This window comes from Chitinophaga ginsengisegetis, from assembly GCF_900168065.1.
Taxonomy (GTDB): Bacteria; Bacteroidota; Bacteroidia; order Chitinophagales; family Chitinophagaceae; genus Chitinophaga; species Chitinophaga ginsengisegetis.
Window position 1 is genome coordinate 723,088 of the sequence record NZ_FUZZ01000003.1, and the last position, 12,631, is coordinate 735,718.

Genomic DNA, 12,631 nt, shown 5'->3' on the forward strand with positions numbered 1-12,631 from the left:
CGCCGGCACTATGGTAATAAAAAATAGATTGTTGTATAGAATAAGAATAAATGCCAATCTGCAATTATGATTGCTAATAATGATATTAGTTAATATAAACTTATGCCGAGGGAAATTTGAAATAATTGCTCCAGATGATTTTAAAGGCTCTAGCTCCGTTAGCAGTGAGGGCGTAGTTCCTATGGCCTTCGATTTTATTGATAGATTAAAAGATACCATTAACGCATATTTTGATATCCCAACTAGCTTTGATATCGAATTTGTGGATACTTATAGCTATTTAAGGAAAAGAAGCAAGGCCTAATATACTTAAGCATTATTAATTAATTTGTTTTTGCCGAATTTATCAAATTGGCATTTCAGCCGATAACTATTAAATTTTATTTCCTATTTTCATTAAGAGTTTTGTTGGTGGTAAGTCGATATCCAAAGGATATCTCAAAGTATCTTTATGGCTGTTCTACTGACTATGTTTCACGTTTTTTTAGATCTTACAATTTTAACAGCCCCAATACTGATGGATAAAATTTCAGACTTTTTCTATGATCTCCGTGATCGGGTTACAAATCCCCTTTTTGTTTCATTTATTATCGCATGGTTGGTGTATAATTGGCAAATACCGATTGGACTAATCTTTTATAAAGGATCAGAATTAGCAACTGACGGATATAAATCCTATATAGAACTTATTAGTAAGAATCTTGAAATGGGAAGGTCATTATGGGTCCCATTAAAATGTTCACTACTTTATACTTTTGTATTTCCTCCTATAAGATTGGTAATAATGGCTTTTTTGACATGGATCAAGACAATTAGTATTACCTGGAACCTAAAAATAAGAAGTGCTGGCAAGGTGCCTGCAGCTAAATATTTTAAAGTTTTAAGGGATAATGAGGAAAAGCAAAAATATTTATCAGACCTTATATTGAAAGAGGATGTAATACTACGTGATAACGCAACAACTAAAGCTCAATTAGAAGAAGAAAAGTCCAATGTTTCTAAAGCTCAGGATGAAAAAGTACTGCTTCAAAACAAATTGAATGTTATACTGAATATGGCTAATACTGATTGGCTGAATGGCGATTGGAATATCAAAAGACATATAAAATCAAAGCAAAATGGGGCTATTATTATTGACGTACAGCGGATTTACATTAATAATGGAGACTTTTTTGAATATGATAAATTGTTACAACAGAAAAAAAGAGAATCAACAATTAAAAATTATTTCTTTAATGATATGACGAAAGAGGTTTTCTTCATTAATAAGTCAGTTGCAGGGGAAATAACTTCAACACATCGTCTTTCTTACTCAGATTCAATAAATGAGTTAACTGGATTTGAAAATGAGGATATTCGGATTGACTATGAAAGAACAGATGTCTTTGATAAATAATAAATCTGTTTAGCTTATTACTAATAAACCTTAGGTTGTAAACGCTTTTCTCTGTAAAACACTATATTTCTGTAATAAGGTGAAATTATTTTATATATGAAAGAAAAATTGTTTGAGCTTATTCGAAAAGGTGAGGTTATCCTTTGGGCCGGGGCTGGGTTTTCCATGTATGCTGGATACCCATCTGGAGAGAATTTTAAGAAAATAATTTATAATGATTTATCCGACGAACAAAAACTTCAATTAAATTCAATTGAGTCCTACACCCTTGACGTTTTATCACAAGAATATCAAAGTCTTCATTTGGGCTCAATAAACCCATTAATCCATTTGGCAACAGAAGCTTACAAAAGGAAGCCCATTTCTACAAAAAACCATGATATTTTAGCGAAGCTGCCATTTATTAAAACCATTATTACAACAAATTATGATGAGTTATTTGAAAATGCTTATGGGGAAAAAGGACAATTGATTTTAAATGACAAGCAAGTCCCATATATAGATAAAAGTAAAACGCAGATTTTTAAGATTCACGGTGATCTTTCAAATCCAGATAGTATTGTATTGACAAAAGACCAATATCTGGAATTTCTTAAAAATCGACGTGATAACCTTATTTGGAAAGTACTTAATGAAAGAATGGCTACGAAAAGCATTCTCTTTATTGGTTATACATTGGAAGATCTAAATATCAAGTTGAAGTTTGACGAAATTTTTGAACCTCTAGGAAAGAACATGCCGCCAAGCTATTTTATAATTCCAAGCCTGCCGTCACATAAAATTCTTGAATTGTCGAAAAGAAATATTCAATTTATCCCTTCTTCAGGAGAAGACTTTATTGAAGCGCTTGAACAAAGTGTAAAAAAAAATTTAATTGCTGATTTTGAAAAGAATATAATAGCACCGGAGGATTTCAGGGAAATATGCAAGGACAATAATCTGCAACCAAGATTAGTAGGAACAGAAAAGGGATATGTCCTCAGTGGACTATCTGGTGCAAATGGGGATGCAAAAGGAAGTATGGCTTTTTCATTTGATAAAAAACATCCTTTTAAAAATATCTTAACTGATGTTTTAAATAGAAAAAACTTAAAGCCGATAGTTTTTCCGACGGAATTAATGAAGGAGGTCTCTATGACTATCGAAGGATTTTCGCTACCTATCGAAGGGTTAATGCTACAGGCAATACCAGATCTGGAGCGAAACATTGATTTGTACTTCAGTAATGGTTTTGAAATTTTTGATCTCCGTGCTAAAATCTATGGCGTTGAAGGAAATCTGGTTACAATTTTGAACTACGAAAATTATGGTCTCCAGATTGAGGCTACTCCTATGTTAAATGGGGAGGTGAATTTTAAAATCAATACCCAACATCCGGATAAAATTAAAAACCTCAATACACTTATTAAATTTCATGAATTGTTAAATGCAATTATTGGTGGAAATAAGATGACTATTCGAAGTAATGGTTTATTGTTATCAAGTATATTATTACCGGCAGTAATTGACGAAGGAATAAAGCTGTATTTAAATAAGTGCAAAGATTTAAAAAGAATTGAAAGTCATTTTCAGTTTAGGCTAATTGATTTTGATATAAAAGTACTCAATGATCATCTGGATTTAGTTGGGGATATTATATCATTTATTGACCAAACACCTCTAAATGTTGGAGCGGCAGAGATGACCTTTGACATCAAAAGAAATTCCCCTATTATTATTGAAAAAGCATCCACAAATACCATAGGAGATGCGATAGCGCATTCTGGTTATGAAACCGTAGTAAATTTTATGGGAAATGACTTGGCAATAGGCTACCGAAAGATTATTATTAATGACGCTTATGTCCCTAATATTACGGAAGCACTAAAGGTTGATGGGCCGTTAGCTATTTTGAGAAGCAGAACTGATAGTGCCATACAATATTATACAAAAACTCCTCCCACTGCTCCTGTAGGGATAGAATAAGTAAGGTAAGGAATCGAGGGCACTAAGTGCTATAATCTATTATTTCAGTGTGTAATCAATCTCAGCTTGTGATTTTATTAATTCCTTTGCATCTTATTTTTTTTCTTTATGTTGTAAGGTGGACAAAATGGCTATACCTACGTCCTATTAGACAAATTATTAGATGGTTAATATTCCTAGCGGGTCCTTTGGCTATTTTCATGAACTCGCGTAGTGAGATGAAATATTCGAATTTAGGGGCTGTTTTTTTTACTGGAGCAATGTATATACTCATGACCGTGATAACAATTATCGGTTATGCAATTTATTCAAGTCTATCAGAAGGAATAGGGAATTCTAACCTTCATGTATATCAACCCATCAAAGCAGTGATAAAACAAAGTTCAAATACGAAACTCTCATTTGGCGAAATTCTTGTTTTAATTATTGTCATTGTCGGTTATTTATATATTTCATTCTGGGCAGTAATGCATGAGAAACACTTTCGGTAGGTTATTTCTGAATGATAAAGTTAAAGGGAGAGCGTAATAATTTATATATAATTTGAAAATATAGAATCGTTTACATTTGATTTACATCTGTAATTTAAGATTGGGTTATCTTAGAATGCCTGAATTTAAAATACGTATGTATATGACTATTCTGATCCAGATTTGTGACTAGTCGTAAAATAGAGAACATTTAGTTTTCAAAATAATGTATATGTATCCCCATTTTAGAAAGACAGTAAAAACAGCTGATGGAGAAAAGCTTATTGATTTTACTCCTACCTTTTATGGAAATGAATTACATTATTCCATAAAAATTGAACATGTAGACCAGTTTAGAATGGCAAAGGATGAGGAAGGAATGTGGAGGATTGGCGCCCAGGTATTGCCCTTATGGGTCCATGAAATTGATCTTGAGTTACATGATATCATTGAAGATAATTATAATAATCGGATCACACCTGAAGCCCTCATTGAAAGAGGGTTTATTCTTCAAGAGAATCCGAAAAAATATTATCGCTTTGATACCCCGACTTATACCATAGCAATTGCGTTTACTGAAAATCACTGGCTTCATTATATAAAGCCCTGGGAACAAACACCAATTGCCATTCTTTATACAATGGACGATGTTGAAAGGATAATATCAAATGCTCCTTGAGCATTGAAACACCATAAAATGCGCCTATGAGGGTTACTAATTTAGCAGTAGGCTTATGTCGGTAAAAGTAAAAATTAGCAAATTGTTAATTACCCAATACTTAATAATTCTTATTAGCCGTAATTGGTTTTTATCTTTAAAAATTGAATAAATGCAATAAGCCTAATCTTAAAATCAAATTACGTTTTACTCACTCTCCTGTGGATGGTATTAATCCAATGAATGTAATTTTAAATGATAAAGCAACTTTGACAATTGTTGAAATAACGAGATGAATTTTGAATACACCAATTTCAAGTATATTGTAGATGATCTAATAATTATTCGAAATCGAACGCATCACTGAAATCTATAACATCGAATCTTTCAGCAATTATTTTAAAGGGCGCTCTAAATATTAATAGAGAACTGGCAACTTTCAGGAGTTGAAAGATTAGACAGAAAGATTACAATTTCTAAATGCCCTTGAATGATTGTTTTTTAACTAATGGTTTTAATTCACGTGTAGAGCATAAGCAATGTTACAGCTCTGCGACAGGTTAAGGCAAATAATTCTAATAGATATGCCAGAAAAATTGAAAGTTTGTCATTAAAGGTGCTTTGAAGTCTAAGTTAAAGATGCTCAATTGATTAATTTTGAGCATAATCTTGCTTGAAAATATGCTTTTGAGGTCTTTAATTGCTTGAAAGCTTAATATTGGACTATAAAATTCATGTCAAATTGTTAAAATAGTATCATTAATTCATTTTAACGTTATCCTTGTTTGACTTTAACCTATATTAAGGTTATTGATTCAGCGTGAATTTTGAAATTTGTGATGCTTTTTTCTAGAATTCGAAGATTTTGTTGTTACTTTACATCATATAATTGAATTCGAAATTCATTTTAATTCAAAAATAGGAGTTATAGCTGCAAAAAAAGACCCGGCGCTTGGAACACCAGGTCTTTATTTTAGATCAGAGATTGTGATTCTTGAACAATTCAACAATCCAAACGATCATTTTGACTAACAGCGGCAAATTCAACAAAATTTGTTTTACACTGTTTGAATTAAAAAATGACACCCTCTCGTTACAGCGGTTTGGTGTTACAGGTTCCTTCTCGCTTCTACGAGTAGGTTTTTGCCTACGAATTTTGCTGTAGGACTTTCTTCTTTTTTTCATCGTATTTGTAGCCTTTGTTGCTACAGCTACTTTAAGATCCGGTCTCTCTCAGTCCGGATTTTTTTTATCTTATCCTGCCTATATATTTTACAAATCAGCTGGATGGCTATAACACCATCATTATACAAATCTGAGTAGAAAATTTTGAACTTCCTAACTAATTTTCTCCCCATTTAATCCCTAATATACTGTACAGCTTTTGTGTTGAAATTTTTCCTGTTATGAGCTGCATACAGCTTATAATCACTAATTGTGATAACATTACTTTACCTGTGCGCTATTGTTATAACGTACAGCTTATTCATGCCAGATATATCCATAAAGCATATGCAATGCACATAACTGTATGAATACAAAATAAATGAAAACTAAACTTCAGGGAATATAAAACGACAAGCACTAGATAAGTTCCACTTATTCATTCCATCAACAGTTTCTTATTGACTTATCGAACCGCTTCAGAGTGAGAAAAAATGCGGTTATCTAACTGATAGCATTAAGGATGGTTGATATTTGTTTATGCCACCAGTTACAGCGTAAAATTAATTCAATAATTGAATTAATGTTGTGACTGTTTTGTTAAGCAATTGTTAATCAAATGTTCTTAACAATTAATGTGATGTTGAAGTCGCATGTTTTATTATGTTTATATAAAGGAGTCGATCCAGTTTCCCGAACCGGAATTGATTGCTTAGGTGCATTACTGTTATTGCATTCGTGTCTGAGGGGCCATAATATGCTTTTCAACATTTCAACTACTAAACGCCTGACTTAAATCAGAATCATAATTCATCAAATCAATGCAAAATGTTTTTCCTAATATAGTTATGACTATTTCTTTAATTGGAATTAATCCGTCAGCATCCATGAAAAATTTTAATATCCTAGGCAAACGGCAAAAAAGGAGCTATAAGCAAAGCAACTGTATCTACCACCACATATTGTTGCTGAACTCCATTTTATTCTTTAATTGATTGTTTAATTTATAGCTGTCCTGACACTCGTTACTGGTCCATTAAAATGAAAAGCATTGACTATATATTCTGATCATAAAATAGAAAATACCAGAATTGCATGGATTGGTAGTTCGCTACTTAGAAGTCAATTAAGGCCTTAGCATACTGCACCTGAGCCTGTTACAGGTACCGCTCCGGTTACAATTTTAACCATACCAACTACACGCGCTTCCTGTATGATTGCTGTAAGAGGATTCTCCCAGATAGATGGCAGCTCTTACTTTATCGACTACCTGGTAATATCCCGGTCACGGACCAGCGGAATCGTGAAAATAAAATCATTACTCAGCGATAATAATAGCTATGCAAGTGTCGTGAATACCTATAGTGTAACATCTGATGGGAATATCCAGCTTGCCAGGAATATCTCTACCGGTTTTTGGGTAACAACTAAAGTTGTAAATATGATCTAATTAGAATAGGACTACTCTCAGGCTAAGGTTATCCAACAACCTTAGCCTGACTATCCGTGGGGACATTGCAGAACAGTACTCGCAAATTATTATAGCCATAAAAAAGTATTGAAAAGGGTATCTACTATTATCAGTCCTTCGTATCAGGAAGCGCTAAACCAGGTGCTTTTCATTTATAGGGAAAAGTTCTGACTATTGTCGGACTTTCACACCCCTTGCTGCTTTCCCCTTTAAACAGGAGGCAAATGGGAACACTTAACAATGGTCGTTATATCCAGGGGATCAGCAAACAATGGAGCGCCAACATATTGTTGATCGACGCTCTGGCATTGCCAACACAGATTCGTCCCGGCAAAAGCAATCCCTCCCTCCAAGAGGCAGACCAGCCATTTCACAGAATGGACTAGTTGCTGGCTCACGCCCCTGAAATATATACTTCACCGGAATTACCGCTTTAAAAGAGTTGCAAAAAATACCCGTTTCGGTTATATATTCACCGGATATTCAGTCAGCTTTACCGTTTGCTAAGTGGATGTAAACCGGGCGTCTGATAAAGATAGCTTTGGTACAATAAAATTATTGTATCATGAAAAGAACAGTTTATCTATGGTTGCTGCTTTGTTTGCCTTACCTGCTACCGGCACAGGGCAAGCCCGGCTACTTTGCCCTGAAACCGGGCGACTGGTTTGATATGCAGATTACGAAGCACAAGGATAATGATTACTATCCCGTGATGGAGCCGTTATTACAGTTTCAACGCCAGTATGTGCTGAGGTATCAGTTACGGAACCAGTTGCCGAATGGCAACCAGCAATACAGTATCACTCTTGAAAGAGTTGTAGCGTATACTCCGTATAGTCAGAAATTTGGCTGGATGGGGTACGACAGTTATTATCCTCCCTATAAGCAAGGGTTAGATAAAAAGCCACCTAAAGGGATGTTCCGGTTGGAAATTACAGCCAACGGAGAAATCGTATCACTAACCGCCGACAAAGATCAACCTCCTTTGCCGGTGATGATGACGAGTTATAGTCCTCAAAAGCAGGTCGGCATATCCATCCGTTCAACTTACTCGCCTATACCGCCGGAGGAGTTGCACCCCGCGATAGAAGCGATGCTGAAATTACGTAGCATCAATAACGGCATACCTGGTCTCATTCCCGCCAAAACTGAGTATGAATACGCCCAGTTGCTTACCGGCGCATCTTTTCCGGTTGCAGGCAATACATTAATAAAAGGCACATTGGCACATGCCCACAAAAAGCAGGTGGAGATTGAATTGGGAGGCAGCACGTTCAGTTTTCCCATTAATAGCCGGGGTGAATTTTATTGTCCGTTACTGTTAACAAAACCGGAACGCCGGTATATTACCATGGAAAATAACGGAGGGTATGTTTTCTTAGCTCCGGGTGATACGCTGATCATTGAAGCGGATGCCGATACTTCCCGTGGATGGCAACCCAGAAAGCTATCGGGCGGTGCTAAATGGAGTTCTATGCTGGCAGAGGAGGTGAATAACATCTTTTACGGTGATGAGGGCATGAATACCATGTACAGAAATAAAACCCTACAGGAAGTGCTTAACGCACAGGAAAGCGCAAATGCCAGATTCCAGGCAGTGTTGCAAACCTATGAGGGAAAGGCGTCTCCCAAAAGTATCGACTACTTTAAAACCAATTGGCAATACCGCATTGCGGATGACTGGCTGGTTTTTCTGTATACTCATGGCTATCAGGTAGCTCCGGAAAAACGGCCATTCCAGGGCATACCGGAAATGATCACCACTGGTATTGATACCATGCCGGTGGCAATGAATTCTTATCATGACACCAACTTCTCTTTCTATCATCAATACCTGGATTGGCTCCTGATTTATCAACAGTCACGCATCAGTCTCTCTGCTGGCGGCAGTTCAGAAGAATCTTCCTTTTACAGCAATTACTTTGTCCTGCTTTCTATGCTGAAAGGATACCCGCTGTACTATAAATTATCAAAAGGGATCAGTGAAAGCATGAAAGCAAATAGCTTTGTAAAAAATCAGCGGCTGAAACCTTATTTCGAAGATTTTATTCGTAACTGCGACGACAGCAGTATCATTAAGCCTATCATCAAGGACTGGAAGCTCATGGAACACTGGGCGCCGGGTAATACAATGCCCTTCCCAATTCTATCGCTCGCCAATGGTAAAACGTACGATTTAAAAACACAGCGTGGTAAAACCACCTGCCTCATATTTGACCATGCCAGCTACTTTCAGGACAGTGCGTTGGTTAAAATGGTTAAAAAGCATCCGGAAGTAACCTTTGTGTTCGCATGGATAAATGAGCCCGGCTTTAACCGCCAACACGATCCGGAACTCGGTACGTTGCCCAACTTTAGCAGTATTGAAATAAAAAACCAGGGAGATAAAAACTATGAAGTATATGGGATAGCCGAAATGGGCAAGAAAAATGTTGTAGTACTGGATCAATGGGGAAAAATAATATCAGATCACATCTATTCTGACGATAACATATGGGATGATCTGAATACAGCCATAGATGATGCAGCAAAAGCGCCCCGCTTTTCGGCCCTGCAAAAAGCCGGCGTGATGAATATTATTGGATGGAGCCTTGGCTCCATCCTCTTTACCGTGCTGGTGGGTATCTGGATTTACCGGGTACGCATTCAGCGTATTAAACGGGCGGAAGCCATGAAAACCGCGATCCGGGAACTGGAAATTAAAGCCATCCGTTCACAGATGAATCCCCATTTTATTTTTAATGCACTCAACTCCATTCAATCGCTGATCAACACCAGTCAATATAAAGCCGCCAATACCTATCTTGTAAAATTTTCGTTGTTGTTGAGAAGTGTATTGCACAATGCCGAAAAAAATATGATTACACTGGCAGATGAACTGGCTACCATACGCCTTTACTGTGAGCTTGAACAATTGCGTTTTAATTTCTCCTTTGAAATGGATACACCGGAAGAACTGGCTACAGATCTGGTAGATATACCCGGTATGATTTTACAGCCACTGGTAGAAAATGCTATCCTGCATGGCATTTCTTCCAAAGGAAAAGCAGGCCTGCTCCGCATTACCATCGGGAAACAACATGCAGCGTTACTGATTGCAGTGTACGACAATGGCCCGGGATATCATCCGGAAGCTGGTAACGATTCGCACAAAAGTGTAGGGCTAAAACTGGTACGGGAAAGACTGCAGCTCTTTAGTATCGCCGGGCAAACAGCCAGTTTGCATATTAGTAACGGGAACGGCACAACGGCATTACTCACTATTCCAATTGAAAGCGTATGAAGATAAAAAGTATTCTTGTAGACGATGAGGCAAAAAGCAGGGATAATCTGCGTGTACTCCTGGGTGAATACTGCCAGGCGGTTGACATAGTTGGAGAAGCCGATTCTGCAGCCACTGCGCTCAGACTCATCAAACAACTGGAACCGGACCTTCTTTTCCTGGATATTGAAATGCCCGGTGGATCAGGGTTCCAGCTATTGCAATCACTTCCTGCCAACAGGCGCTTTGAGGTTATTTTTGTAACAGCTTACGACCACTATGGTATTGCGGCAGTAAAAGCCTGCGCCATCGACTATGTGCTGAAGCCCATAGATGTACTGGAACTTTCCGGCGCTGTAGAAAAAGCGATTGCGCAGATTGTACCCCAGCAGGAAAACAGCCGTTTGCGGGAACTGGTAGCCAATATGGGCAAGCCTATGGCAGAAAACCGTATCGCATTCCCACTGGCGGATAAAATTATTTTTGCCCTGCCGGGAGATATTATTCGCCTCGAAGCAGCAGGTAACTACACGCATGTATATATCTCCGGTCAAAAAAAACTGATTGTTTGTAAAACCCTTAAAGAATACAACGATCTGCTGGCGGACAAGCATTTCATACGCACGCATCAGTCCCACCTGGTCAACAGCCACAAAATTACAGCCTGGATAAAAACAGAAGGTGGTGCCATTTCTATGGAAGATGGCAGCCAGGTACCTGTTTCCCGCCAACGCAAAGAAGAAGTATTAAAAATACTGATGAAATGACTAGGGCGCGTTTCCGCGGGTATCACACTTACTTTCCGGTTGCTGAATACAGGAGATATATTTCCATTCTTCTCCCGGTCTTTTTTTGTGATTTCAAACAAACGTTAACCCTCAATGGCCCTGCAAACAGGCATAATGGTGTGGAACAATTCTTCACACAGTCGCCGGGTATTTTGCACAAACAATTCAAGTCCTTGTACGACTCACCCCTAAAGCGTCACCGCCTTCTTTATTTTCTCCGTTTCTGCAGAAGTATCTTTCACCCGCAGCGAGAGGTAATAATGCCACAATATCATAGTGGCAACGGTCCGGTAGGGCTGCCATGCTGCTGATATTTTCAGCAGTTTCTCTGGAGCAGTGTCTTTGGGCAGTTTTTTCACCTGCTTGAGTGCATTCACCGCAGCAAGGTCGCCGATAGGGAAAATATCCGCCCGTTGCAGCACAAACATCAGGTAGACGTCTGCGGTCCAGTTGCCGATTCCTTTCAGCGCTACCAGTGCTTTCCGGACATCTTCATCCGGTAGCATTTCCATTGCTTTAGGATTGAATGCTTTGCTTTGAATCGCCTGTGCCAAAAACCGGGCATACGATGTCTTTTGCCGGCTGAAATAACAGGCTTTTAATTCTTCGTCCGTTAATTCCAGTAGTTTGGCAGGAGTTATTTTTGTGAGCCTTTCCCGTAATTTATTGAGCGCCGCTAAGGCGGATGCCAGTGATACCTGCTGCTCCAGTATAATATGTATCAGGCTTTCAAATGTATTGGGTCGTGTCCACATCGGTGGATAACCATATGTTTTTACAATGAAGGCTAACTCCGGATCATGGGTACATAGTTGATCACAAATGGAGTGAAAGTTTTCCGTTGAAAAGGTATGCAACACTTACTTCGAGTTTGCGGAAAGATAGTATAAACTACCCACCTCTACAAGTATCTAAAATAACGTTGGACTAACTTTATTTTCTAACTGAAGTAAGCGGTTCTTGTTGGCTATACCACCTGCAAAGCCAACTAATTTTCCGGAAGCGCCTATTACCCGGTGACAAGGAGCAATGATAGAAATAGGGTTTTTATTGGCGGCACCGCCAACAGCACGTACTGCTTTCGGATCACCAATTTGTTTGGCGATCTGACCGTAGGTCCTCGTTTCTCCGAAAGGAATCGTCAGCAGTGCTTTCCATATCTTCTTTTGAAATGCTGTTCCCACAAAATCCAGTTCCACAGAAAAAGAAGTTCGCTTTTTGGCGAAGTATTCATTGAGTTGCTCTTCTGCCTGACAGAGGATAGGATGATGTATATCAATTGTGCCGGCGTTTATGTTTACGCGGTCAGGAAGTTCATTTTCCCACAGCACTGCCGCCAAACCTTTATCGCTCGCTATCAGCGTCAGTTGCCCTACGGGAGAGTCCATTGTTTTATGATAGTAGGTCATCTTTTTATTTTTTATGATGATACAAATTTACCATCGTCATACATGTAA

At 38.0% G+C, this 12,631-nt stretch carries 8 protein-coding genes; 6 read left to right on the forward strand and 2 right to left on the reverse strand.

The annotated features are described in order from the left end of the window. Positions 1-451 precede the first annotated feature (451 nt). The 6 genes from B5Z18_RS21710 (at position 452) to B5Z18_RS21740 (ending at position 11,153) form a co-directional block, all read left to right on the forward strand. Positions 452-1,396 (forward strand): hypothetical protein, encoded by a 945-nt coding sequence (locus B5Z18_RS21710; RefSeq protein ID WP_079471590.1) that lies wholly within the window; start codon positions 452-454, stop codon positions 1,394-1,396. A gap of 96 nt (positions 1,397-1,492) precedes the next feature. Continuing rightward, positions 1,493-3,361 carry an SIR2 family protein gene (locus B5Z18_RS21715; RefSeq protein WP_079471591.1) on the forward strand — a complete coding sequence of 623 codons (1,869 nt, stop codon included), beginning with the start codon at positions 1,493-1,495 and terminating at the stop codon, positions 3,359-3,361. Between the two features lie 702 nt (positions 3,362-4,063). Beyond that, positions 4,064-4,510, forward strand: coding sequence for a hypothetical protein (locus B5Z18_RS21725; RefSeq protein ID WP_079471593.1), 447 nt, complete (start codon positions 4,064-4,066; stop codon positions 4,508-4,510). Positions 4,511-6,866: 2,356 nt separating this feature from the next. Next, complete coding sequence (locus tag B5Z18_RS21730; protein WP_079471594.1) at positions 6,867-7,103, forward strand: hypothetical protein; 237 nt, start codon at positions 6,867-6,869, stop codon at positions 7,101-7,103. A 586-nt stretch (positions 7,104-7,689) separates the two neighbouring features. Beyond that, positions 7,690-10,407, forward strand: a complete 2,718-nt coding sequence (locus B5Z18_RS21735; protein WP_079471595.1) for a sensor histidine kinase — start codon at positions 7,690-7,692, stop codon at positions 10,405-10,407. Continuing rightward, the gene (locus B5Z18_RS21740; RefSeq protein ID WP_079471596.1) at positions 10,404-11,153 is read left to right on the forward strand and encodes a LytR/AlgR family response regulator transcription factor; all 750 of its coding nucleotides are present in this window, start codon (positions 10,404-10,406) and stop codon (positions 11,151-11,153) included. The genes B5Z18_RS21735 and B5Z18_RS21740 overlap by 4 nt, the downstream gene beginning before the upstream one ends. A 209-nt stretch (positions 11,154-11,362) precedes the next feature. On the opposite strand, the gene B5Z18_RS21745 is transcribed toward B5Z18_RS21740, so the two are convergent. Next, on the reverse strand, positions 11,363-11,929 hold the full coding sequence (locus tag B5Z18_RS21745; protein ID WP_079471597.1) for a DNA-3-methyladenine glycosylase family protein: 567 nt from the start codon (positions 11,927-11,929) through the stop codon (positions 11,363-11,365). 156 nt (positions 11,930-12,085) lie between these two features. Next, complete coding sequence (locus tag B5Z18_RS21750; RefSeq protein ID WP_079471598.1) at positions 12,086-12,583, reverse strand: methylated-DNA--[protein]-cysteine S-methyltransferase; 498 nt, start codon at positions 12,581-12,583, stop codon at positions 12,086-12,088. Positions 12,584-12,631 lie beyond the last annotated feature (48 nt).